General features: G+C 66.0%; 23 protein-coding genes and 4 tRNA genes. 8 read left to right on the top strand and 19 right to left on the bottom strand.

Translation table 11 applies throughout. From position 1 onward, the window contains the following. Positions 1-150: 150 nt before the first annotated feature. The 8 genes from PT015_RS03065 to PT015_RS03030 all read right to left on the bottom strand — a co-directional run bounded on the left by PT015_RS03065 (position 151) and on the right by PT015_RS03030 (position 8,123). Positions 151-1,191, bottom strand: a complete 1,041-nt coding sequence (locus PT015_RS03065) for an NUDIX hydrolase (protein WP_285188712.1) — start codon at positions 1,189-1,191, stop codon at positions 151-153. Next, positions 1,191-2,315, bottom strand: coding sequence for a glycosyltransferase family 4 protein (locus PT015_RS03060; protein WP_285188710.1), 1,125 nt, complete (start codon positions 2,313-2,315; stop codon positions 1,191-1,193). The genes PT015_RS03065 and PT015_RS03060 overlap by 1 nt, the downstream gene beginning before the upstream one ends. Continuing rightward, positions 2,315-3,259, bottom strand: a complete 945-nt coding sequence (locus PT015_RS03055) for a phosphatidylinositol mannoside acyltransferase (protein WP_390887988.1) — start codon at positions 3,257-3,259, stop codon at positions 2,315-2,317. The genes PT015_RS03060 and PT015_RS03055 overlap by 1 nt, the downstream gene beginning before the upstream one ends. Beyond that, positions 3,259-3,915: a phosphatidylinositol phosphate synthase gene (gene pgsA / locus PT015_RS03050; RefSeq protein WP_285188709.1), complete on the bottom strand. Its 657-nt coding sequence runs from the start codon at positions 3,913-3,915 to the stop codon at positions 3,259-3,261. The genes PT015_RS03055 and pgsA overlap by 1 nt, the downstream gene beginning before the upstream one ends. Beyond that, on the bottom strand, positions 3,912-4,460 hold the full coding sequence (locus tag PT015_RS03045; RefSeq protein ID WP_285188708.1) for an HIT family protein: 549 nt from the start codon (positions 4,458-4,460) through the stop codon (positions 3,912-3,914). The genes pgsA and PT015_RS03045 overlap by 4 nt, the downstream gene beginning before the upstream one ends. Beyond that, on the bottom strand, positions 4,453-6,507 hold the full coding sequence (gene thrS, locus PT015_RS03040; protein ID WP_285188707.1) for a threonine--tRNA ligase: 2,055 nt from the start codon (positions 6,505-6,507) through the stop codon (positions 4,453-4,455). The genes PT015_RS03045 and thrS overlap by 8 nt, the downstream gene beginning before the upstream one ends. Before the next feature lie 81 nt (positions 6,508-6,588). Beyond that, complete coding sequence (locus tag PT015_RS03035) at positions 6,589-7,212, bottom strand: PaaI family thioesterase (protein WP_285188706.1); 624 nt, start codon at positions 7,210-7,212, stop codon at positions 6,589-6,591. A 32-nt stretch (positions 7,213-7,244) separates the two neighbouring features. Then, a complete protein-coding gene (locus PT015_RS03030; protein WP_285188705.1) occupies positions 7,245-8,123 on the bottom strand; it encodes an aldo/keto reductase in 879 nt (292 codons plus the stop codon). Between the two features lie 59 nt (positions 8,124-8,182). Between PT015_RS03030 and PT015_RS03025 the strand changes: the two genes are divergently transcribed. After that, positions 8,183-8,683, top strand: coding sequence for a DUF1990 domain-containing protein (locus tag PT015_RS03025; protein ID WP_285188704.1), 501 nt, complete (start codon positions 8,183-8,185; stop codon positions 8,681-8,683). On the opposite strand, the gene PT015_RS03020 is transcribed toward PT015_RS03025, so the two are convergent. Genes PT015_RS03020 through pcaC form a run of 3 tightly spaced genes read right to left on the bottom strand, consistent with a single transcriptional unit; the run spans position 8,680 to position 10,449 of the window. Further along, the gene (locus PT015_RS03020; RefSeq protein ID WP_285188703.1) at positions 8,680-9,639 is read right to left on the bottom strand and encodes an NAD(P)H-dependent flavin oxidoreductase; all 960 of its coding nucleotides are present in this window, start codon (positions 9,637-9,639) and stop codon (positions 8,680-8,682) included. The genes PT015_RS03025 and PT015_RS03020 overlap by 4 nt on opposite strands. 1 nt (position 9,640) lies before the next feature. Beyond that, on the bottom strand, positions 9,641-10,057 hold the full coding sequence (locus PT015_RS03015) for a hypothetical protein (protein WP_285188701.1): 417 nt from the start codon (positions 10,055-10,057) through the stop codon (positions 9,641-9,643). Further along, entirely contained in the window at positions 10,054-10,449 is a 396-nt protein-coding gene (pcaC, locus tag PT015_RS03010; protein ID WP_285188700.1) for a 4-carboxymuconolactone decarboxylase, read from the bottom strand. The genes PT015_RS03015 and pcaC overlap by 4 nt, the downstream gene beginning before the upstream one ends. Positions 10,450-10,507: 58 nt before the next feature. On the opposite strand from pcaC, the gene PT015_RS03005 reads away from it, so the two are divergent. Together PT015_RS03005 and PT015_RS03000 are read left to right on the top strand one after the other, a co-directional pair. After that, positions 10,508-11,164, top strand: coding sequence for a DedA family protein (locus tag PT015_RS03005; protein WP_285188698.1), 657 nt, complete (start codon positions 10,508-10,510; stop codon positions 11,162-11,164). A gap of 500 nt (positions 11,165-11,664) precedes the next feature. Then, complete coding sequence (locus tag PT015_RS03000) at positions 11,665-12,105, top strand: anti-sigma factor antagonist (RefSeq protein ID WP_285188696.1); 441 nt, start codon at positions 11,665-11,667, stop codon at positions 12,103-12,105. A gap of 2 nt (positions 12,106-12,107) precedes the next feature. On the opposite strand, the gene PT015_RS02995 is transcribed toward PT015_RS03000, so the two are convergent. The 8 genes from PT015_RS02995 to PT015_RS02960 all read right to left on the bottom strand — a co-directional run bounded on the left by PT015_RS02995 (position 12,108) and on the right by PT015_RS02960 (position 19,402). Further along, positions 12,108-12,896, bottom strand: coding sequence for an SDR family NAD(P)-dependent oxidoreductase (locus tag PT015_RS02995; RefSeq protein WP_285188694.1), 789 nt, complete (start codon positions 12,894-12,896; stop codon positions 12,108-12,110). A gap of 30 nt (positions 12,897-12,926) precedes the next feature. Further along, a complete protein-coding gene (locus tag PT015_RS02990; protein WP_285190896.1) occupies positions 12,927-14,060 on the bottom strand; it encodes an acyl-CoA dehydrogenase family protein in 1,134 nt (377 codons plus the stop codon). A gap of 87 nt (positions 14,061-14,147) precedes the next feature. Beyond that, positions 14,148-14,519: a hypothetical protein gene (locus tag PT015_RS02985; protein WP_285188693.1), complete on the bottom strand. Its 372-nt coding sequence runs from the start codon at positions 14,517-14,519 to the stop codon at positions 14,148-14,150. A gap of 104 nt (positions 14,520-14,623) precedes the next feature. Then, positions 14,624-15,676 (bottom strand): MAP_0585 family protein, encoded by a 1,053-nt coding sequence (locus PT015_RS02980; protein ID WP_390887921.1) that lies wholly within the window; start codon positions 15,674-15,676, stop codon positions 14,624-14,626. A gap of 83 nt (positions 15,677-15,759) precedes the next feature. Further along, positions 15,760-16,218 (bottom strand): lipoprotein LpqH, encoded by a 459-nt coding sequence (locus tag PT015_RS02975; protein ID WP_285188690.1) that lies wholly within the window; start codon positions 16,216-16,218, stop codon positions 15,760-15,762. 117 nt (positions 16,219-16,335) lie between these two features. Next, positions 16,336-16,659, bottom strand: a complete 324-nt coding sequence (locus tag PT015_RS02970) for an STAS domain-containing protein (RefSeq protein ID WP_285188689.1) — start codon at positions 16,657-16,659, stop codon at positions 16,336-16,338. Then, a complete protein-coding gene (locus tag PT015_RS02965; protein WP_285188688.1) occupies positions 16,659-19,163 on the bottom strand; it encodes a SpoIIE family protein phosphatase in 2,505 nt (834 codons plus the stop codon). Before PT015_RS02965 ends, PT015_RS02970 begins: the two co-directional genes overlap by 1 nt. 167 nt (positions 19,164-19,330) lie before the next feature. Further along, positions 19,331-19,402: transfer RNA gene (locus tag PT015_RS02960), tRNA-Val, on the bottom strand. Positions 19,403-19,573: 171 nt separating this feature from the next. Here PT015_RS02960 and PT015_RS02955 point away from each other — a divergent pair. The 5 genes from PT015_RS02955 to PT015_RS02935 all read left to right on the top strand — a co-directional run bounded on the left by PT015_RS02955 (position 19,574) and on the right by PT015_RS02935 (position 22,497). Then, positions 19,574-19,646 (top strand) — tRNA-Gly (locus PT015_RS02955). Positions 19,647-19,672: 26 nt separating this feature from the next. Continuing rightward, positions 19,673-19,746, top strand: a tRNA-Cys gene (locus tag PT015_RS02950). Between the two features lie 15 nt (positions 19,747-19,761). Beyond that, positions 19,762-19,836 (top strand) — tRNA-Val (locus tag PT015_RS02945). Between the two features lie 498 nt (positions 19,837-20,334). Beyond that, positions 20,335-21,231: a PE-PPE domain-containing protein gene (locus PT015_RS02940; protein ID WP_285188686.1), complete on the top strand. Its 897-nt coding sequence runs from the start codon at positions 20,335-20,337 to the stop codon at positions 21,229-21,231. A 438-nt stretch (positions 21,232-21,669) separates the two neighbouring features. After that, positions 21,670-22,497: a PE-PPE domain-containing protein gene (locus PT015_RS02935; RefSeq protein ID WP_285188684.1), complete on the top strand. Its 828-nt coding sequence runs from the start codon at positions 21,670-21,672 to the stop codon at positions 22,495-22,497. Positions 22,498-22,518: the final 21 nt, after the last annotated feature.

Below are 22,518 nucleotides of genomic sequence, written 5' to 3'. Positions count from 1 at the left end.
CTCCTTATAGCTGGGTGTCACCCAATTCTAGGGGTGGATGCCAAATCGTATTTTCCAGGCGGCACCACGGCTCACGCCGAAAGCCGGAGCGAACGCGCCACTAGCGGAGCGCTCGGCGTCGAGTGTGCGGCCAGCGGAGCGCTCGACGGCTCAGCGGATGGATTGCAGCTGACGGGGCCGATCCGGCGCACCTGCCAGCGCCGCTGCCTCGGCAAGCAGTTCGGAGAGCTGCAGCGGGTAGACCGTCTCGCCGGCGTCGGCCAGCGCGACGATGTCGGCAGGCTCACACCATCGGTGGCCGTGGATGTAGCGGTTCTCCAGTTCGGTGCGGCCCGCCGCCGACGGTTCGAAGCGCGGGATGCGGTACACGAAGAAGAATTCCTCGCTGTCGATCTCGGCGCCGTTGAAGTCGAACACCGCGTCGCGCCGCCAGATCGGCCCGATCATATCGACGGGGTCGACGCGCAGACCCGTCTCCTCGCCCAGCTCACGCGCGGCGGCCTGGGCAAGCGATTCGCCGTCGGCGACCTGGCCGCCGACGGTGAACCACCACCGGGATGCGGGCCCGATGGCCGCGGGGTCGGACCCGCACAACAGCAGGACCGCGCCGGTCTCGTCGAGCAGCACCACCCGCGCCGACGTACGCCGGTCAGCGGCCGGGTGGTCGGCGTGCCGCAGTGCGTGCGACCGCTCGGCGATCTCGAAATAGGTTGGCAGCTTTGCTGTTCCAGCCAATCGGAACCACCGGACCAGACGTCGCTCACGCAGCGCGAGCGTGTCGCGGACCGCGTCGTTGTGGAATCGCCTGGCCAGTACCACCCGGGCCTCGGCATCGGACAGTTCGGCGATCACACCCGCCGGCACCGACGCCGGATCGACCATCGCGAGCGCGGCGGCCAGCTTGTTCTCACAACCCTCGCGCTCCCGGCGCCCAGCGCTTTCGGCGGCGTCGGCGCGCGTCACCAACTCCCTGGCCTCAGCGTCGGAATGGCCGCCCAGCGCATTCGCCGCGACCGCGCGGGCCACCACGGCCCGGCGGGCCAGAGCGGCATCGAGTGCCTGCCAGGACAGGTCGTAACGCACATGCAAGCGGTCGAGCCGGTTGGCCATTCGGTACGCCCACACGCCGAACCCGAGCAACACCGACACCAGCGCGACCACGGCCGCAACCAGCGCGATCGTCCACCACATCAGCTCGCCGCCTGGACTTTGCTGCCGCGGACGGCCACCGTCTCATAGACCCGCATGATCTGGTTGGCCACTACCGACCAGTCGTACCGCTGTACCGCCTTCGAGCCGGCCTCGGCGTAGCGGGTGGCCAGCGCCTCGTCCTCCAGCACCGCGATCAGGCCGTCGGCGAGTGCGGCGCTGTCGTCGGCCTTGACCAGCAGGCCGGCCTCGCCATCGCGCAACACCTGCCGGAACGCGTGCAGGTCGCTGGCGACCACCGGCGTGCCCGCGGCCATCGCCTCGACGAGCACGATGCCGAAGCTCTCGCCACCCAGATGCGGCGCGCAGTAGACATCGGCACTGCGCATCGCCGAGGCCTTCGCGGCGTCGTCGACCAGCCCGAGAAATCGCAGGTGGCCGGCCAATCCGCCGACCTTCTCCCGCAACTCGTCCTCGTCGCCGCGGCCGACGATCAGCACTTGCAGTCCGGGGAATCGCTCGACCAACGTCGGGAGCGCTTCGAGCAGCACCGCCATGCCTTTGCGCGGTTCGTCGTAGCGGCCGAGGAACAAGACGGTTTTGGCGGGTCGCGGATACCCGTCGAGCAGGGGCGCGCCGGCCATCGCAGCGACGTCGACGCCGTTGGGGATCTCGACCGCGTCGGACCCCAGGGCCTCCATCTGCCAGCGTCGGGCCAGGTCGGAGACGGCGATGCGGCCGATGATCTTCTCGTGCATGGGTTGCAGCAGGCCGCCGAACATCGACAGCATCAGCGACTTGGTGGTCGAGGTGTGAAAGGTGGCGACGATCGGGCCCTCGGCGATGCGCAGCGCCCACATGGACACGCTCGGCGCATTCGGCTCATGCAGGTGCAGGACGTCGAATTCGCCCTCGGTCAGCCAGCGGCGGACCTTTCCGCTGACCGCGGGGCTGATCTGCAGCCGGGCCACCGAACCGTTGTACGGAATCGGGACGGCGCGGCCGGCGGACACGACGTAGTCGGGCAACTGCACATGCGGAGACGAGGGTGCCAGCACGCTGACGTCCTGCCCCCGCCTCCGCATCACCTCGGCAAGCTGCAGGACGTGCGACTGCACACCGCCCGGCACGTCGAACGAGTACGGACACACCATCCCGATGCGCACTAGCTGTCCGCCAATCGGGCCCGTCGTTCCTCGGACAGATCGGCGAGCCACTGCGGCTGCAACATGTGCCAGTCCGCGGGGTGCTCGGCGATGTTGCGGGCGAAGACGTCGGCCAGTGCCTGCGTGACGACGCGGACATCCCCGCTGGAGGTGTCCAACGCGGGGTCGATGTCGACGCGGCAGATCTCGCCGTCGTACCAGCTGTGGGTGGGGAGCAGCGCGGCTCCGGTAGTGATCGCCAGCTTGGCCGGGCCGGCGGGCATGCGGGTTGGCTCGCCGAAGAAGTCGACCTCGACGCCGGCGCGGCTGAGGTCCCGCTCAGCCATCAGGCATACGACTTTGTTGGCTTTGAGCCGCTCGCCGAGCAACGGGAACGGCGGCTGCTCGCCCCCGGAGAGCGGAATCACCTCGAAGCCAAGGCTTTCCCGATAGTCAAGGAAGCGTTGATAAAGCGACTCCGGCTTGAGTCGTTCCGCAACGGTGGTGAAGCGACCGTAGTTCTGGGCCATCCACACCCCGGCCAGGTCCCAGTTCCCGCTGTGCGGCAGTGCCAGCACCGCGCCGTTGCCCTTCGCGAGTGCCGCATCGACATGCTCTGCGCCCAACGATGTTTCGGCCATCGCGCGCCCGATCGCCTCGAGGTCCATCGACGGCAGCCGGAAGGCTTCACGCCAGTACCGCGCGTAGGAAGCCAGCGCCGCCCGAATCAGGCTGCCGGGCACCTCCTTCGGCTCGACCCCGGTCACGCGGGCCAGGTTCTTGCGCAGTTGGTCCGGTCCCCCGCCGCGTGACGCATACAGCGCTCCAGCATCGAAGATGTTGCGTGCGGCGAACTCCGGGATGGTCCGCACCGTCAACCAGCCGGTCGCGTACCCCCAGTCGGCCAGTCGGCTGCCCAGCGAAAGATCGCTCAGGCCAGGCAGTTTCAGACCATCGGGAACGATCACGGCTCAGCCTCGCCCGACTTCCCCGGCGGCGGCAGCGGAGTCGCGGCGCCACTCGAGTGCCGCACGGTGTGTAACCGCTGGGCACAGGTGGCCATGCTGGCCGCGGCCAGGGCCCACGCCGCGATCGGCAACGCCCACGGCAGCGGGAAGAACGGCAGATCGGAGAGACCCGCTCCGACCAAGACGATGATCAGGCGTTCCGGTCGTTCGATGAGGCCACCGTCGCCGCGTAGCCCACTGGCCTCGGCGCGCGCTTTGATGTACGAGATCACCTGCGATGTCACCAGACAGATCAACAACGCCACCACCAGCGGCCGGCTTCCTAGACCGAAGGCGGCCCACCACGCCAGCCCGCAGAACACCGCGCCGTCGCTGATCCGGTCGCAGGTCGCGTCGAGGACCGCGCCAAATCGCGTGCCACCGCCGCTTTCTCGCGCCATCGCACCGTCGACCATGTCGAACATGACGAAGAACCAGATCACCATGGTCCCGGCGAACAGCCGCCCGATGGGGAACAGAGTCAGCGCGGCCAGCACCGCCGCCGCTGTCGCGATGATCGTCACGCCGTCCGCTGTGAAACCCGCGCGCAGGAACGCCCGCGCCACCGGGCCGGTGGCCCGTGCGACGCCCTCGCGGGACAACAGTCTGCTCACGACTGCTTGGCCCACTCCGTCGCCAGCAACTGGCGGGTGTCGCGCAACAGCTGCGGAATCACTTTCGAGTCGCCGATGATCGTAATGAAGTTGGCGTCGCCGCCCCACCGCGGCACCACGTGCACGTGCAGGTGTTCCGCCAACGAACCGCCCGCCGAGTGCCCCAGGTTGACTCCGACGTTGAAACCATGCGGCCGCGAGACGTTCTTGATGACGCGAATTGCCTTCTGGATGAACGCCATCAGCTCGGCGCTCTCCGCTTCGGTCAGGTCTTCGATTTCGGAGAAGCGTCGATACGGCACCACCATCAGGTGGCCGGGGTTGTACGGGTACAGGTTCAGCACCGCGTAGACCAGTTCGCCGCGGGCAACGACCAGACCGTCCTCGTCCGACAGTTGCGGGATGTCGGTGAAGGGTTGTTCCTTGTTGTCGTTGTCCTGCTTGAGCGGACCCTCGGCGAGGTAGCTCATCCGGTACGGGGTCCACAGCCGCTGCAGGTGATCGGCCTCGCCGGCGCCCCGGTCGACGATCGAGTCGTCAGCCATGAGAACTCACCTTGACCAAATCGGCTGTGGGAACGTCGTTTTCGCGATCGGCGATCCACCGCTTGATGACGGCCACCGCCTCGTCGCGGGGAACGCCGTTGATCTGGGTGCGGTCGCCGAACCGGAAGCTGACCGCCCCGGCCTCCACGTCACGGTCGCCTGCCAGCAGCATGAACGGCACCCGCTGGTTGGTGTGGTTGACGATCTTCTTGGCCATCCGGTCGTCGCTGGCATCCACGTCGGCCCGGATACCCTGCGACTTCAGCTGTGCGGCAATGTCTTCCAGGTAAGGAACGTGACCGTCGGCGACGGGGATGCCGACCACCTGCACCGGCGCCAGCCACGCCGGGAAGGCACCGGCGTAGTGCTCGGTGAGGATGCCGAAGAACCGCTCGATCGACCCGAACAGCGCGCGGTGGATCAGCACCGGACGTTGCCGGGAGCCGTCGGCTGCGGTGTACTCCAGCTCGAACCGGTCGGGCATGTTGAAGTCGAGCTGAATGGTCGACATCTGCCAGCTGCGGCCCAGGGCATCCTTGACCTGCACCGAGATCTTCGGCCCGTAGAACGCGGCGCCGCCCGGGTCGGGCACCAGTTGCAGCCCGGAGGCCTCGCCGACCTCGCGCAGGATGTCGGTCGCCTCATCCCAGAGTTCGTCTGAGCCGACGTACTTCTCGGGATCCTTGGTGGACAGCTCCAGGTAATAGTCGTTGAGCCCGTAGTCGGCCAACAGGTCGAGCACGAACTTCAGCACGGAGGTGAGCTCCTCGCGCATCTGCTCGCGGGTGCAGTAGATGTGCGCGTCGTCCTGGGTCATGCCGCGCACCCGGGTCAGGCCGTGGATCACACCGGACTTCTCGTAGCGGTAGACGCTGCCGAACTCGAAGAGCCGCAACGGAAGTTCGCGATACGACCGTCCCCGCGACCGGTAGATCAGGTGATGCATCGGGCAGTTCATCGGCTTCAGGTAGTAATCCTGGCCGGGCTTACGCACGGTGCCGTCTTCGTTGAACTCCGCGTCGAGATGCATCGGCGGATACATGCCGTCGGCGTACCACTCGAGGTGGCCCGACGTGACGTACAGATGTTCCTTGGTGATGTGCGGGGTGTTGACGAACTCGTAGCCGGCCTGCTCGTGCTTGCGCCGCGAGTACTCCTCCAGCTCACGCCGGATGATGCCGCCCTTGGGATGGAAAACCGCCAGGCCCGAACCGATTTCGTCGGGAAAGCTGAACAGGTCCAGCTCGACACCCAGCTTGCGGTGGTCGCGCTTCTGGGCCTCCGCCAGCAATTCCAGGTGGCGGTCCAGTGCCTCCTGCGATTCCCACGCGGTGCCGTAGATGCGCTGCAGGCTGGCATTGTTCTGGTCGCCCCGCCAGTACGCGGCCGAGCTGCGAGTGAGCTTGAATGCCGGGATGTGCTTGGTGGTCGGGATGTGCGGTCCGCGGCACAGGTCACCCCACACCCGTTCGCGGGTACGGGGATTCAGGTTGTCGTAGGCGGTGAGCTCGTCGCCGCCGACTTCCATTACGTCGGGGTCGCCGGACTTGTCGTCGACCAGTTCGAGCTTGAACGGCTCCCCCGCCAACTCGGCGCGCGCCGCGTCCTTCGACTCGTAGACCCGCCGGTCGAACAGCTGCCCCTCCTTGACGATCTGGCGCATCCGCTTTTCCAGCTTGTCGAGATCCTTTGGGGTGAACGGCTCTTCGACCGCGAAGTCGTAATAGAAGCCGTCGGTGATCGGCGGGCCGATGCCGAGCTTGGCGTGCGGATACAGATCCTGCACGGCCTGAGCCAGCACATGGGCAGCCGAGTGCCGGATCACGCTGCGCCCGTCGTCGGTGTCGGCGGCGACCGGGATGACGTCGGCATCGGTGTCGGGAGCCCAGCTCAAGTCACGCAGGGCGCCGTCGGCGTCGCGCACCACCACGATCGCGTCGGCCGCACCACGGCCCGGCAGCCCGGCCTCGCGGACCGCGGCCGCCGCGGTCGTCCCGGCAGCCACCCGGATCGGGGGTGCCGGAACGGGGTGTGCGAGGGCGGTCATCGACGCGGTCTCCATGGCTTTCGGGTCTACAAACGGACCCGACCATGCTATCGGGAGGGGTATCGCCCGAGGGTTGCAGCCTTAAGGCTGACCCGGTTTCAGAAGGACGAACAACGCCTCGGCGTCAGTGAGAACGGTCTCGCCGTCGCACAGGCGCCCGGAGACGAAGACCTTGCGACCCTCCACCCTGTCGACCCGCGCATCTATCTGCAGCTTCTTTTCGATCGGCACGATCTGGCGATAGTTGATGTGCAGATAGGCGGTGCGTTGCCGCGGCCCACCGGTGAGCACAGACGACGTCAGCCCCAGCACGGTGTCGAACAGCATGCCGAGGCAGCCGCCGTGTACGGCGCCATTGCGGCCCAGGTGAAACCGCGCGAACCGCGCCCACCCCTCGATGCGGCCGTCGTCGGTCTTGTGGGCGTTCATCGGGACGGTCAGGATGTTGCCGCGCACCGGCAGGTCCATCCGCCGGCCCGACGGCGAACTCCACTCGTCGGCGTCGAACGGGGTGAGCAGCGCCGACAGCTTGTCGAGCAGGTCGGCGGCCTCGGTGATCACCTGATCGGGCGCGTCGACCGCGCGGGCGTGGTCCTGCAGCGTGCGAACGCCATCGATGAAGCGTCCGTAATCCGGTCCGCCTTGCGTGCTGGGGTCGGGCGGGTTGAACCCGCCGCCGGGATGCCACGCGTCACGAGGTGCCACCCGAACACCGTATTGCGCGGCGTCGACGGGCCTTAGGCGGCGTTCCCCTTGCCGAGTTCACTGAGCTTGTCGAACTCCGCATCGGTCAGTTCGATCTCGGCGGCGGCAACGTTCTCCTCCAAGTGCTCGACGCTCGACGTGCCCGGGATCGGAAGCACCACCGGCGACCGCTTCAGCAGCCAGGCCAGCGCCAGCTGCGACGGCTTCGCGTGGCCGTGCTCGGCGCCCATCCGCGCCAGCGGGCCGTCGGCGGCGGCGAGCGGGCCGGCGGCCAGCGGAAACCACGGGATGAAGCCGATCCCCTGCTTGGTCGACTCGTCGAGCAGCTCCTCGGCGTTGCGGGTGTTCAGGTTGTACAGGTTCTGCACCGAGACGATGGTCGCGACCTTCTGCGCGGCGTGCAGCTGATCGACGTCGATCTCGGACAGCCCGATATGCCGGATCTTGCCCTCTTCCTGCAGCTTGACCAGCTCACCGACCTGATCCTCGAGCGGGAACTTGTCGTCGATGCGGTGCAGCTGGAACAGATCGATGGTGTCGACGCCGAGTCGGCGCAGGCTGAGCTCGCACTCCTGACGCAGGTACGACGGGAAGCCCAGCGGGATCCACACGTCCGGCCCGGTGCGCAGCAGCCCCGCCTTCGTGGCGATCACCAAGCCGTCGTAGGGATGCAGGGCCTCACGGATGATCTCCTCGGCGAAATACGGGCCGTAGGAGTTCGCGGTGTCGATGAAGTTGACGCCCAACTCGGCCGCGCGGCGCAGCACGCGGATGGCTTCGTCGCGGTCAGCAGGCGGGCCCCACACGCCCTTACCGGTGAGGCGCATCGCGCCGTAGCCGAGGCGGTTGATCGCGAGATCGCCGCCGAGAGTGAATGTTCCGGATGCCTGAGCGGGGGCTTGGGTAGTCACTCCGCCGACCGTACGCCTGCCCGCACAACCCGGCCACGTCCGCGTGGCAAGCTGAGTCGGTGGATTTGCAGACGATTGCGCAGTTGCCATTCACCTATCCAGAAGTCGGCGCGACCGCAGGGCCCTTTCCCCCGGGCTACAAGCACATGGGCTACTCCGCCCACATCGGCATGGGTCAGCTCCGCTTCGAAGAGGCCGCCGACGCGGTGATGCACTGGGGCATGCAGCGCGGTTCCGGGCTGGGCGTCGAGACGAGCAGCGAACGCATCGAGGCAGGCACGCTCGTGGTGGTGAAACTTTTCCGGCTCTTCAAAGCCCCGTGCCGGGTTGTCTACGTCGTCGACGAACCGCACGTCCGCGGATTCGCCTACGGCACGTTGCCCGGTCATCCCGAGGTCGGCGAGGAGCGCTTTGTCGTGCGTCATGACCCCGTCACGTCCGCGGTGTTCGCCGAGGTCTCGGCGTTCTCCCGGCCGGGTACCTGGTGGGCTAGAGCCGGCGGGCCGTTCACGTCGTTGCTGCAGCGGGTGATGAACAAGCGCTACGTGCGGGCGGTCTAGCCCCAGCCCGCGAGCAGGTCGCGCGCGCCGGTGCACAGTCGGTCGATGACCTCGCCGACGGGTGTCACCTCGGTGACCATCCCCACACCCTGGCCCGCGTCGACGGCGGCCACGCGACGGTCGTCGGCGGCGATCGCCGTGTTGAGTTCGGCTTCGGCGTCGGGGTCGGCGGCCAGCGCCTCCTCACGCCCGGTCCAGCGGGCGACGAAGTCGTTGCGCAGCACGCGTGACGGAAAGCGTTCGGCCCATGGCAGGTGCCGGACGATGTCGTAGACCCGGGTGCTTTCGGTGTCGGTCTCGCGGGCCCTGATCAGCGCGTCACGCCCGGCGTCACTGGTCAGTGCTTCGACCGACGCCGACAGGCAGGTGCCTAGCCAGGCGCCGCTGGCCCCGGCCGCGAGCACCGCGGCGAGGCTGCGCGCCGACGCGATTCCACCCGCAGCCAGCACCGGCACCGTCACGGCGTCGAGCACCGCGTCGAGCAACGGCAGCGTGCCGATCGTGGCGTCGCCGTGACCGCCGCCCTCGCTACCGCGTGCCACCAGCAGATCGACGCCGGCGTCCTGCGCCCGACGGGCCTCGTCACTGTTGTAAACCTGTGTGGCAGCGACGGTTCCGGCGTCATGAACCCGGCTCACCCAGGACAGATCGGTGCCGAAGCTGACCGAGATCAGCACCGGTTTCGCGGCCAGGGCGGCCTCGAAGAGACCGGCCTCTTTGCGCATCACCCAGTCAACCAGGCCAATTCCGAAAACCCCTGTCACATGGGGCAGTTCGGCGTGCAGCAGCGACGTCGACCCGGCCGTCCCCATGCCCACCATGCCCAGCCCGCCGGCAGCGCTGACGCCCGCGGCCAACCGCCCGCCGGCGACTCCGCCCATGGGCGCGTTGACGATCGGCACCCGCAACCCCATCGCCGTGGACCAGGGCGTCGACAATGAGCTGGAATTCGTCATCTCAGCGCCATAGTAGAAGAGCCCCGCCCGTGATCAATCCGAGCGACTTGATCACCTCGAGGGCCACGTACACCAGATGCCCGTGTGAGCGCGGGGCATCGAGTCCGGCCAGCACCTGATCGGAGCGGCGGGTCAGCCGGGGCCGCACACCCATGATCTGGACGGCGAGGATCACGATCGCACCGGTCAGCGCCGCCGTCACACAAGGTGATGGCCGACCGCCGATCAGGGTCGCCGCGATGACGATCGCGAACACGACCTCGACGATGTTCAGCGCACGGAACACCAGCCGCCCGATGCCCAGGCCGATCGGCAGCGTGACGCCGGGCGCACGGAACTTCAACGGCGCCTCCAGAAACGAGATCGCCAGCACCATACCGAGCCAGACGAAGACGACCGCCACGGCCACGGCGCTCATGGCGTCGAATCTCGTTGCTGCTCAACCTCAGTGAGTACATCCTGCGCAACCCGGAATGCAGCATTCGCGGCCGGGACCCCACAGTAGACCGCCGCCTGCAGCAAGACTTCCTTGATCTCATCGGGGGTTAGCCCGTTGTTCAGAGCGCCCCGCAGATGCAGGGCAAGCTCGTCGTGATGGCCGCGCGCGATCAGCGCGGTCAGGGTGACGATCGAGCGACTCCGCCGATCCAAGCCCGGTCGCGTCCAGACTGTGCCCCAAGCGAATTCGGTGATGATCCGCTGAAAGTCGCGGGTGAATTCGTTGGTCTTGGCGCTGGCGAGGTCGACATAACTGTCGCCGAGCACTTCGCGCCGCACCGCCATGCCCTCGTCGTAACGATCTACGGTCATGTTGGGCAAAGTTACCTGCGGTGGCCCATCCGGCGAAGGTGTCGGGCATTCTTTACCCATGACGGTCGATGCGCTGCTGCAGTCGGTCCCCCCGCTGGCCGTGTACGGCATGGTCGGCGCGGTCGTCGGAGTCGAGAGCCTGGGCATTCCGCTACCCGGTGAGATCGTTCTGGTCAGCGCCGCGCTGCTGTCGTCGCGGCACGAGCTTGCGGTCAATCCGGTCGGTGTGGGCGGGGCCGCGGTGGTCGGGGCGGTGATCGGTGACTCGATCGGCTACGCGATCGGCCGGCGCCTCGGCCTGCCGCTGTTCGACCGGCTGGGTCGCCGATTCCCGAACCATTTCGGCCACGGGCATGTTCTCTACGCCGAACGACTCTTCGAGCGCTGGGGCGCGCGAGCGGTGTTCTTCGGCCGGTTCATCGCGCTACTACGTATTTTCGCCGGACCGCTGGCCGGGGCCCTGAAGATGCGGTACGCCAGATTTTTGCTCGCCAACGTCTCCGGTGCGCTGTGCTGGGCCGGCGGCACCACCGCGCTGGTCTATTACGCGGGCATCGCCGCGGAACGATGGCTGACGCGGTTTTCCTGGGTGGCGTTGCTCGTTGCCCTCGTGGGCGGCGTCACGGCCGCAATAGTGCTGCGCGAGCGGACATCTCGCGCGATCGCTGATCTTGAAGCCGAGCACGCCCAGGAAACCGATCCTTCCACGGCGTAAAAATAGTTAGCAACGCCAACATTTTCCGGCTTTTTGACGGGTGTCGAGGCTGGTCGGAGCGCTTATCAAAGAATTGTTGATTTTTTCCACAATCCGTCAAAAATATTCCAGACATTGCCGGACCGTCAGTTTCGTGGTTTGCCGCAAATCGATCCGCCGGAACCGAAACCCGCCGTAGCCGTACCGGCACCTGCGCGGCAGGCCCCCGGCCTGCTGTGAAATGTATTGCGCGGGGATGCATTTGACGCCGACCCGCGCACTGTTCGCACCACGCCGGACGCCGACGCCGCTCGGGAATTACGATCGCGTGATTCGCCGGCAAAGTTCGCTTCAAAAATTGACGCTTATCCGCATTCCACACGCAATTCTCAGGCGGTACTGGATGGACATCATCGATATCCGACTGTTATAAAGGTTATATCCACTAATCGAGGTCGGTCTTAAGCTTACAGGGCGGGCATCCATATCGAGGCGTTCAGCGCCTATGGATCAGGAGCACCATGAGCACTTTTCTGATGGCCGACCCATCTTTTCATCCTTTGATGCTGAGTAGCCGGCTGATTTCCTCGTTGGCTCAAGCCCGCAGCACGCTGCGAGCGACGACCGAGCGCTACGGCTCCGCTGTGATCGTCAACGCCGGAGGGGAGCTGGATGCGTCCAACGACGCGACCTGGCGCCGCCTGCTGAGCGAGGCTTCCGCGGCCGCGGGTCCGCCGGGGCCGCTCGTGATCGACACCAGCGGGCTGGACTTCATGGGCTGTTGCGCCTACGCCGCCCTGGCTGAAGAGGCGGAGCGCTCGCGGGAACGCGGCGTCGAGATGCGCTTGGTGAGCAACCAGCCGGTCGTGGCTCGGATCGTGCGCGCTTGCGGACTGGGCGATCTGTTGCCGGTGGACGCCAGCGTGGACGCCGCGTTGTCGGCCGCCATGGACATCGACTGACCTCAGGTCGGCAGACCGAATAGTCGAACCACGCCATGGTCACGGCCCGCGGTGTACCCACCGTCGACGGCGATCGCCTGACCGCTGACGAATGACGCGTCGGGCGACACCAGGAAAGCGGCCATCGCCGCGACTTCCTCCGCGTGGCCCATCCGCTGCAGCGCGTGCTCCTCGGTGATCGATGAGCGCGGCCCTTCCATCCCGGGCAAGCCGAAAACACTTTCGGTCAAGGGTGTTTCGATGAATCCAGGGCAGAGCGCGTTCGCCCGGATCCCGCTGGGCCCGTAGTCGAGTGCGATGTTCTTGGTCAGCAACACGACTCCGCCTTTCGTGGCGTTGTACACGCTGCCTCCCGCGGTCCCCTCGATTCCTTCGACGCTGGCGAGCGTCACGAGCGACCCTCGCTCGCCGTCGACGCGAGGTTGGTCGATCATCCGGGTGAGGGCCGCCTTGGCGACGAGAAAGGTGCCCGTCAGGTTGATCGCGATCACCCGCTCCCACTCGGTGCGTTCGAGCAGGTGAACCGGTCCCCCGCCCGCCACGCCCGCGGCGTGGACGACGCCGTCGAGCCGATCCGGGACGGCGGCCAGCACCGCCTCGATCGCGGCTTCGTCCGTGACATCGGCTGTCACGAAACGAAATTCGGATCCCAGGTGGGGCGGGTCGACCACATCGGCGCCGACGACGGTGCCGCCTTCGGCGAGCAGGCGCTCGGCCGTGGCCAGGCCGATACCCGACGCGACACCCGTCACGAGGAACGTCCGGGATCGAGCACGGTCGATGTTCACCATCGCGGTCCTCTCAATTCGGTTGCCGCGCAGTCAGAGTCCGAACTGATCGTCGATGAGACCCAGCCAGATCTGCGCGACGTCCATCGCCACCTTCTCGCTGATGAACGCATGCTGCGTGCCGGTGTAGATGTCACGGAACGCCCGCTTGAGGCGGGTACCTTCGCGAATCGCGGTGGTGCCGGCCGCCAGGTGCGCCCACTCCGCGGCCGCGCGGGCCGTGTCCGTGGCGTAGACCGCAGCCACCCGCATATCGGCCCGCAGCCGGGGCGTCAGGTCATCGCCGGCATCGACGGCGGACTCGGCGGCGGTGAAGGCGTCGAGCACCAGCAGGCGGGCCGCCCGCCAAGCGGCCACGTGGTGGGCCAGCCCCTTCTGGAAGGTCTGCCGACTGGCCAGCGCCGCCATGTCGCTCATCCGTACCTTGGTCGCGGCCAGCTCCTCGACATCGTCGAGCATGCTCTTGGCGACGCCCAGCGCGAAGGAGGCGTGACCGGCAGCCGTGACAGCCATCAGTCCCATCCGGCTCGCAGGCGAACTTCCCCGCACGGGCTCGCGGACGAACAGTGGAATGGTTCGGCACTCAGGCACGAAGACATCGGTGATGGAGTAGTCATACGAGCCAGTTCCCTTGAGTCCCTGGACATGCCAACCATCGGCGAAGACGACCTCGTCGCGCGGCACGAACGCCACCCGCATGTCCGGAACGCCTTCGCTGACCCAGCGCATTTCACCGTCGTCCATCGGGAAGAAGCCCGCACCGATGTACGCCGAATGACCGGTGCCGGACCCGAAGTTCCATGCACCGCTCAGCCGGAAACCGCCGTCGACGGTGACGCCCTGCCCGTTCGGAAAATACTGTCCGCCGATAGTGACCCGATTGTCGTTGCCGGTGAAAATCTCGGCGAAGCCGTCGTCGGGCAGATAGGTCGCGGCGGCGAAGGTCGATGGCAGGTTGGCGATTCCTATCCAACCGAAAGACCCATCCTGCCAAGCCATTTCGATCCAGGTATCGATCATCTCCGGAAACGACGGCTCGACACCTCCGGCCGCCTTCGGATTGAACGCCGGCATCAGATCGCGGACCCACATCTCGTCGATGATGGCCGGGGACAGCGTCCGCAGTCGCTCGGATTCGGCAGCCTCGGCACGGACCAGATCGCGCATCCCACGGGCTCGGTCGATCACCAACACCTCAGCCACCGGCGCTCCTCTCGGTCCGCTCACATCATCGACGATGCGGACCGATTCGCGTCACTGATTGGCTTCGGGCCATACCTCGCTGGTCGGAAAGACGCCCTGATTGCGCCCCGACCAGTGCTTCACCCGTGCCTTTTCCTCGGCTCGCGCTTTGGCTTCCGCTTTCTTGCGCGATTCGTAACTGGTCGGGTCTTCGTCGTCGTCCTCGTCGGGATTGTCGTCGACCTCGAAGAGCACCTCGTACCACCGCTTGTGGGGTTGCACCCGCGTCTCGACGTCACCCGTCGGGGTCGCGCGCTTGATCTGGATGTTCTCCAGGCTCGGATCGCGTCGGGAAATGAATAGTGCGAGCGCTTCCCCGAGGTCGCGTCCACTCAGATTGATGTCGGCGAGCGCCCTGCCCTGGAACATAGCCACGTCGGCCATCTTGCAACGGAATCGGAACAGACGCCACACCGGCACCGCGTCGAACACGACCGACCTCCCGCCGGGTTCCAGACGGGAGGTCGGTCGGGCCGTTCGATCTCAGGTCAGTACAGCGGGATCCAGATGCCGAAGAACCAGAATCCCCAGCCGCCAAAGACCGGGTTGAAGACCGGTATGGCGTTGTACCCGTTGTAGTTGAACCTTCCGAAATCGCGCTGCGCCCGGCCTATGTCGCGCGCCGGGCCGTCCCAGCGAGGGTTCCAGCCCCCAGGCGGCGGCGGTCCGTTCCAACCACCGGGAGGCGGCGGGCCGTCCCAATTAGGTGGCGGTGCCCCGGGCGGAGGTCCGCCGTTCCAACCGAAGCCGCGCTGCAGCGGTGGCGGCGGTGCACCGTGACCGGGCGCGCTGAATCCGTGCGGTGCGTCCCGCGGGCCGCCCCACTGCGGGCCTCCTCGGTCGTAGTAGCCGCGAGGTACGTACGGCTGGGGCGGCGGTCCGCCGGGGCCACCCGGTCCCGGTCCGCGTCCACCGGGGCCGCCCGGCCCACCGGGTCCTCCAGGACCACCGTTGGGTCCGCCCGGACCACCAGGACCACCAGGACCAGCGTTGGGGCCACCCGGACCGCGCCCACCCGGACCACCATTGGGTCCACCAGGACCACCATTGGGTCCACCAGGACCGCCCGGGCCTTGCGCACCGGGACCGCCAGGTCCGCGCCCACCAGGACCGCCGTTGGGTCCACCAGGACCGCCCGGGCCTTGCGCACCGGGACCACTGGGACCCCCGGGGCCACCCGGACCGCGCCCACCCGGACCACCATTGGGTCCACCAGGACCACCATTGGGTCCACCAGGACCGCCGGGGCCCTGCGCGCCGGGACCGCCAGGGCCGCCACCAGCGCCGGGCCCACCGCGGCCGCCGCCGCCACCGGGTCCACCGGGACCTTGCCCGCCTTGCCCGCCGCCACCACCGGGTCCCCCGGGTCCGGGTCCGGGTCCACCCGGACCGCCGGGCCCGCCGGGACCATGCGGATCGTCAGCGAACGGCCCGCAGTGGATGCATGCCGGATCGGTCTTGAATGGTGTGGCGCCGGCAAGTCCTGCGCCGATCGTCACGCCGGATATGCCGAGGGCCGCCGCGAAGGCCGCGCCTGCCATCCGCTTCACGTACATACCTGTCGGTTCCTTCCGAACTTGTTGCGCGATGACTCCTGGCCGGTGCCTCGTCGGCCGCCAAAGTCTCAAGGGCAAGTCACGTCCATCTCGAACGGCTTACTGACGGCCTGGTCTGGATTGGCCGCGTCGGCGCCCGTCGCGGTGCCCTTGATCGTGTACGAGTTACCACTCTTGGTGGCTTGGACATTTCCCTGATCCGGCGCGCCGGCCGAGTAGCCCAACGTGGCGCCGTTCAGGTTGCCCAGCCCGACGGCCTGAACGACAGGCGGGTCAGCGTTGCTGACCACCGCGCCCACACCGGTCGACGGGTCGCCGAACCCGATGCTGGTATTGCCGTTCACCTGGGTGCAGCTGATCGGCCCGGCGACGTTTTGGGCCTGGCCGTCGACGACGACCTTGTTTCCGACGGGACCCGGCGCGCTACTACTCGCGCCGGTGCTGGACTTGTCGCCCGAACACCCGGCCAGGCCGATTGTCACGGTGGCCGCCGCAGCCACGATGCCAAGCACGATCCGCTTTGCCACTGCATGTCCTCCGCATGTCGCCGATGGAATGGCCGCGAGGCCAGTACTGACGCCCGCCGCGCTGACCTGTGAGCTACCCACGACCGCCCGAGTCAAACGTGAGCGGCGAGGCCTGAGTCAACCGGGATTGCGGGCAGTGGGGCCCTGGACGGTCGCCAGCTCGCTGAAGCCGCTGATGTCGAATACGCGCACCAGGAAGGGGTGGGCGATGACGCGGATGTGATCGGCGTGGGGAAACATGACGTTGACTCCGGCGCTGTCCAGATATTCGACGGCGCTCAGATCGACGACGAGTACGCCGTCGGTGGCCGTTTCGGCAACGGCCGCGTTGAGTGCCCGAGCGAATGGTTCGACGGTGCTCAGGTCGATCTCTCCCGTCGCGGTCAGTACCAGCTCGCCGGCACCGGACCGCGTGGTTTTCAGGGTCAGCGACGTCGCCATCAGTCAATCCTTGCAGTCAAATGTGTTGTGGTTCCGCCATTTTCAGGATTTATCACCACGTCGTCGACCAGCGCGCGCATCAGCGCGATTCCGCGACCGCGATGGGCCTTCGCATCCGGCTCGGGCGGTTTCCAGGAACCCGAATCAACAACCGTTATCTTCACGTCGGTAGCGCCGACCGTCGCATTCAAGGTGACCGGCCCCATCGGGTGATCGCGGTGGCCGTGTTCGATCGCGTTGGCAACGGCTTCGCCGGCGGCGACCAGCACGGCGTGAATCTGGTCGGGACCCAGTCCGGCCTGGCGCAGCCAATCACGCAGTGCACCACGAACTTCGGCGAGCCGATTCGCGTCGGCCGGGAATTCGAGCGCCAGCGGTGCCGGATGCCGGTACAGCAGGAGTGCGACGTCATCTTGGTAGCCACCGCTCGGCGTCAGGCTGGACATCACCTGGTTCGCCAGCTGCTCCAATTCGCCCGTGCGACCCTCACTCAAGATGTCGCAGACTCTGGCGATGCCGTCATCCAGGGCAAAGTGACGACGCTCCACCAAACCGTCGGTGTAGAGCAGCAGGAGGCCGCGCGGCGGCAACGTCACTCGAGCCTCGGGCCGGGCACGATCGGGTCGCACCCCTACCGGTATCGTGCGGCCGTCCTCGAGAACCTGTGTCGTGCCATCGGCACACATCACGATCGGGGGCGGATGTCCCGCAACTGAATACACCAACTCGCCGGTCTGCGGATTCAGCACCGCGCACACCGCCGTGGTGCACCGAGCCCCCGGTAATCGTGCGGCGAACCGATCCAGTCCCGCCAAAGCGACACGGGGACTGGGGCGTTCGAGGAGCAGGGCGCGGCATGCGCTGCGCAGCTGACCCATCACGGTCGCCGCGGCGAGACCGTGGCCGACGCAGTCGCCGACGATCAATCCGATGCGACCGTCGTCGAGGTCGACGATGTCGTACCAATCGCCGCCGACCTGCAAGGGCCGGCTCGCCGCCTGATAGCGCACGGCGAAACCCTGCGGAAGGTGGGCCGGGCCCAGAATGGCGTGCTGGAGCGCCAATGCCGTTTCTCGTTGCTGGTCGACTTGATGCACTCGCTGCAAGCCCTGCCCGAGACGACCGGCTTGCATGGTCAACAGGGTCTGGTCCTCGAGGGTGAAAGGTCGTTGCTCGACCAGGTCGATCCAGACAGCGAGCACCCCGCTGGGGTGTTGCACGGCGATGCCGGCCGAACCCGGCTCGGAGATGTACGGCCGCAGCAGGTCGCCGTCGCGGAGCGAACGGAGATTGTCGCGCAGCCGAAGCGGCAGTTCATCCCAGCGAGCGGCCTCGCCGACCGACAACAATTGTGGTTCTTCCCCGGCGTATTCGGAGCTCCCGCGGCGCGGGAACGTCGCCGTGAGGACGCGGCGGGCACGCCACAACCGACGCAGCTCCTCCGCCGCCCCACGAAGGGCATCGTCGACCGTATCTGCTTGTGCGAGTTGACGATTGAGCGAATGCTCGCGACCTGCGGCCAGCGCCAACGCAATTGCCGCGTGGCTGGCGAAGTCGCTGACCAGCTCGAGATAGTCGGTGCTGAAGGGCGGCTGCTGGGGGTTTCGTGCGACCGCGATGACACCGAGCGCAGCTTCGTCGGCAATCAGCGGGATGACTATCGCCGGACGCTCGCCGACATCGGTGAAGCCTTCGATCGGATATTGGAAGGAGTCGGTGATGAGCGGTATACCGCTCCTGACAACACTTCCCGTGGTCGAGCGCTTCATCGGAACCTGCTGACCAATGACCTGCGAGGTATACCGACCTGCCGCGGCGGCGACCACCAACGTGTCGATCTGTTCGACGGGAAGATCGGACTCCCCCGGCACCAGCAGAATGGCCTGCTCGGCCTCCGCCAGCTCGAGGGCTCTGTTCACGATCAGTTGCAGCGGGCCCGTCTGCGGATCGCCAGACAGCAGCGCGGTGGTGATCTCGCGACTCGCCGTCGTCCACTTGGCGGTTTCACGCTCGCGTTCGAAGAGGCGGGCATTGTCGATGGCGACGGCGGCGGCCGACGCCAGTGCCCGAGCGGCGCGGTCCTGCGCATCGGAGAAGACGTGTCCGAGCCGGTCGTCGGCCAGGAAGAGGGTGCCGAAATCGTCGGCGCGGACGGTGATCGGGATCGCGAGCAAGGCTCTTACGCGCAAGGCTCCCGCTTCCACTTCGATCGCCTGGGCATGCGCCCCGAGGTCATCGATCCGGAGCCCGTCGCCGATCGGGAGCCGACCGAATCGTCGGGCCAAGTCGGCGTCGATGCCCGCGTTGATGAATGACGCGAAACCGGCGTCCGCCCCGCGGATGCCAAGGACGCCGGAAGTCGCTCCGGTCAGCTCGATCGCGGCCTTCACGATTCGTTCCAGCGTCCCGTGCAGGTCGAGATCGGACCCGATCTCGACGATGGCCTGAACGAGCTGTTCAATCTGGTCGCGAGCAACCTGCAGCTCGTCGCTCCGATCAGGCATTCGACTCACCAGCCGGCGTCATCAACGTAGTAAACGCGGATCTGCAAGGTCGATGATCATTTTGCCAACCCCCAAGCTTCGGCAATTGTCATCGCCGTGGCTGCTGACGGCGCTGGTAACGCATCCCCCGCCGACATCGTCTCAATTAATGCGGTGGGAGGGTGGAGTGGTCCCGGCTGGGTTCGAACCAGCGACCTCCCGCGTGTGAGGCGGGCGCTCTTCCACTGAGCTACGAGACCGGGTGCCGAGAGGCGAACGACGTCAGAGGTTAACACGAGACTGCGCCCGGGCAGAACGCGCAGCACGCGGTCAAATCGCGGCGCGCCCATCGCCACTGAGGAATTTGTGCGGTCCCGCTCAGGTGGACTATCGTCGTGCTTCGCACCGGGCGACGATCTCGTCCGTGGCGTGCGGATGTAGCGCAGTTGGTAGCGCATCACCTTGCCAAGGTGAGGGTCGCGGGTTCGAATCCCGTCATCCGCTCGAAGGTGCAAAGGCATCAATCCAGCGGTGGAGTGGCCGAGTGGTGAGGCAACGGCCTGCAAAGCCGTGCACACGGGTTCGATTCCCGTCTCCACCTCCAGATGTATTTTCCCCGGCGCGATTAGCTCAGCGGGAGAGCGCTTCCCTGACACGGAAGAGGTCACTGGTTCAATCCCAGTATCGCGCACCAAGCTTTTCGCAAGACGAGGCCCGGTAATCCCGGGCTTTTCTTATTTCTGCGCCCGCGGCGTCCTATGGTCACGGACCTTGACGGCTCGTCTGACTTCGGAGCGGAGTTTCGCCGCGATCGATTGCTCGGCAGATATTTGGGATTTCGCCCTGTGCGCGGCGCGCACTTGTGTGGTGGAGACCGATGGCACGCGCAGGCTCCATGAGAAGAAGTCTGACTCGCGGGAGTACCGCTCCGGCGGGTCAGACTTGGCGGATCTGCAAACAGGGAAATTCCCCGTTACAGCCCCCTAAATGGTTCTTTTGGCATCGAATATGGTTAAAAATAAGCCCGGAAGTTTATTTGAGTTGCACATGCGAAAAGTGTCCACACGCTATATAACTAGGCGACGCCTGAGAATGCCTGTCTTAACTTGGGGGACTTGTTCGGACAACAGCGGCATCCGCTGGGCAAACCCTCTGCTCTCGTCACATGCGACTTCACAACAGGGGGAAACGGATGAAAAAGACGATTTTGGCCGCCGCGCTTTGCGGCGTTGCCATTGCTTTTTCCGGCACCGCGAAAGCCGACAGCAGCAACGATTGGTTGTCCGGTTTGACCGCCATTGACAACTGGTTCGCCGAGATGGCTGCTGCGAGTAGTACCAACAACTGGTTGACGGCTCTGATTGGTCTCGAAAATCTTTTCAATCCAGGTAACGGATCGCTGCCAGATCCGGTTGGCGGCGGCGACGGTGCCGAATTCCTGTCGGGTTCGACCCACGCACTGGTCCTCGGTGCCACCGGCGTATCGACACCGAGCGCCAACTATGTCAGCGACGCATTGAACCTCTATCTCGAGCCCAACGGGTACGACGGAAATTTCGATTCGGCGTTGGCGCTGACCACCCCGGAAACCTTCAGCTTCGATTCGAGCGTGTCCCAAGGTGAGCAGATCCTGATCAATACCATTGTCGCCGACTACAACGCAGGTGACATGGGCTGTAACGCCGCCGGCATCTGCAGCGATCCGCTGACAATTTTCACCTACTCGCAGAGCAGCCTGATCGCGTCTCTTGCGGAGCAGCAACTTTCTGCCGACAAAATCCCCGACGACGCGCTCCGGTTCGTGATGCTCGGGGCCAACCCGCTCGGCGCTCCGAATGACCTCTTCCCGACGATGATCTACGACATCAACGGCGATACCTGGGCCCAACCCGGCTCACTGGGCACAAGCTGGCAGGACCTGCTCACGGGAATGGTCTTGCACGAGGTTTACCTGGGGCTGACTCCGTCCGAAATTGCTTCGGCCTCTACCGTCACCGATGGAATGACGATCCTTCACGAGCTTCCAACGCTTACCGGAACGGCATTCTGGGACGCGCTGATCGGCGCCTTCGGCGCGGGGGCCAGCTAGAGCGCGGATTCTGTGCCAATGGCCTGACGAACGATCCACGACATGCCGGGGCCGACCGGCATCGAGTTGCAGGATGCGCAGCGCGGCCCCTGGCCGCCAGGGTTTCGCCGACCGACGATTGGACCTCGTTCCGGGCGCAATCAATAAAACCGTGAGTGCAGCGTCGTGTCTCTGCAACGCGTCGCCGGATATCCGTTCACCCACAAGCGGCGATAAGGGTGCGCGCAAGCGGCCGAAATCCTTCTCGCGGTCTCAATAACGGCTCAAAAAAGGCATATAAGTTTCATTGAATTCCCATATCTCGGACAAACTTTGAGCGCTACCTTAATCGCGGCTGAGAGATTCTCATCCCAGCCACCGGGGGAAGACAGCGCAGTTGCCAGCCGAACCTTAGGGCTCGACAACTACAGCTCTGATCATCACATCAAGGGGGAATCAATGAAAAAAACCATTCTCGGTGCCGCATTGTGCGGCGCCGCCATAGCCTTTGCCAGTCCGGCCAATGCCGATTCCAACAGCGACTTCTGGGCCACAGCGTCCAGTGTCATCGACTGGCTGCTCGGTCCGAGCGCCGGCGTCTCTAGCAGCGTTTCGGTGCCAGGGCCGTCCGACACCGATTTCCTGGAGGGGTCAACCAACGCACTCATTCTCGGTGCGACCGGAATGCCGACGCCGACCGCCTCCTATATGACCGAGGCGGCAAGCCTGTACCTCGATCCCAATGGCTACGAAGGCAACTACGCGTCGCTGGTGGCGTTGACAACGCCGGAGACCTTCAGCTTCCTGCCGAGCGTGCAGCAGGGTCAAGAAGATCTCGTCAACGCGATCGTCTCCCAGTACGAGGCTGGGGACATGGGCTGCAACGCGGCGGGCTTCTGCAGCGACCCGCTGACGATTTTCACGTATTCACAGAGCAGCGCAATCGCCGCTCTGGCTGAACGCGAACTCTCTGCTGACCACATCCCCACCGACGCCTTGCGATTCATCATGCTCGGCGCCAACCCAACCGGCGTCCCCGACAACCTGTTCCCGACCGAGGTGTACAACATCGACGGCGACGTCTGGGCGCAGCCGACCACCATTGGCTCGACGTGGCAGGAGATCCTGCTCGGCCTGGGCCTTCACGAGGCATATCTCGGACTGACACAAGACCAACTCAGTTCGGCCACCTCGGTCGTCGACGGGCTGACGACGATTCACGACATCCCGACTCTCACCATTCCGGAATTGTGGGACGCGTTGATCAACGTGTGGTTCGGGCAGTAACAACGGGCTGCGAATGTGTCG

This window comes from Candidatus Mycobacterium wuenschmannii (assembly GCF_030252325.1).
GTDB lineage: Bacteria > Actinomycetota > Actinomycetes > Mycobacteriales > Mycobacteriaceae > Mycobacterium > Mycobacterium wuenschmannii.
The sequence above is the reverse complement of the archived record's forward strand: the minus strand, read 5'-3'. Positions and strand labels throughout refer to the sequence as shown.

What these genes read in the sequence shown, in the direction of transcription:
- PT015_RS03065 (WP_285188712.1), bottom strand. Translation starts at nt 1,191, where the DNA reads ATGTGGTGGACGATCGCGCTGGTTGCGGCCGTGGTCGCGCTGGTGTCG.
- PT015_RS03045 (WP_285188708.1), bottom strand. Translation starts at nt 4,460, where the DNA reads ATGGCTGACGACTCGATCGTCGACCGGGGCGCCGGCGAGGCCGATCAC.
- thrS (WP_285188707.1), bottom strand. Translation starts at nt 6,507, where the DNA reads ATGACCGCCCTCGCACACCCCGTTCCGGCACCCCCGATCCGGGTGGCT.
- PT015_RS03020 (WP_285188703.1), bottom strand. Translation starts at nt 9,639, where the DNA reads ATGACGAATTCCAGCTCATTGTCGACGCCCTGGTCCACGGCGATGGGG.
- PT015_RS03015 (WP_285188701.1), bottom strand. Translation starts at nt 10,057, where the DNA reads ATGAGCGCCGTGGCCGTGGCGGTCGTCTTCGTCTGGCTCGGTATGGTG.
- pcaC (WP_285188700.1), bottom strand. Translation starts at nt 10,449, where the DNA reads ATGACCGTAGATCGTTACGACGAGGGCATGGCGGTGCGGCGCGAAGTG.
- PT015_RS03005 (WP_285188698.1), top strand. Translation starts at nt 10,508, where the DNA reads ATGACGGTCGATGCGCTGCTGCAGTCGGTCCCCCCGCTGGCCGTGTAC.
- PT015_RS03000 (WP_285188696.1), top strand. Translation starts at nt 11,665, where the DNA reads ATGAGCACTTTTCTGATGGCCGACCCATCTTTTCATCCTTTGATGCTG.
- PT015_RS02995 (WP_285188694.1), bottom strand. Translation starts at nt 12,896, where the DNA reads ATGGTGAACATCGACCGTGCTCGATCCCGGACGTTCCTCGTGACGGGT.
- PT015_RS02990 (WP_285190896.1), bottom strand. Translation starts at nt 14,060, where the DNA reads ATGCGCGATCTGGTCCGTGCCGAGGCTGCCGAATCCGAGCGACTGCGG.
- PT015_RS02985 (WP_285188693.1), bottom strand. Translation starts at nt 14,519, where the DNA reads ATGGCCGACGTGGCTATGTTCCAGGGCAGGGCGCTCGCCGACATCAAT.
- PT015_RS02980 (WP_390887921.1), bottom strand. Translation starts at nt 15,676, where the DNA reads ATGGCAGGCGCGGCCTTCGCGGCGGCCCTCGGCATATCCGGCGTGACG.
- PT015_RS02970 (WP_285188689.1), bottom strand. Translation starts at nt 16,659, where the DNA reads ATGGCGACGTCGCTGACCCTGAAAACCACGCGGTCCGGTGCCGGCGAG.
- PT015_RS02965 (WP_285188688.1), bottom strand. Translation starts at nt 19,163, where the DNA reads ATGCCTGATCGGAGCGACGAGCTGCAGGTTGCTCGCGACCAGATTGAA.
- PT015_RS02940 (WP_285188686.1), top strand. Translation starts at nt 20,335, where the DNA reads ATGAAAAAGACGATTTTGGCCGCCGCGCTTTGCGGCGTTGCCATTGCT.
- PT015_RS02935 (WP_285188684.1), top strand. Translation starts at nt 21,670, where the DNA reads ATGAAAAAAACCATTCTCGGTGCCGCATTGTGCGGCGCCGCCATAGCC.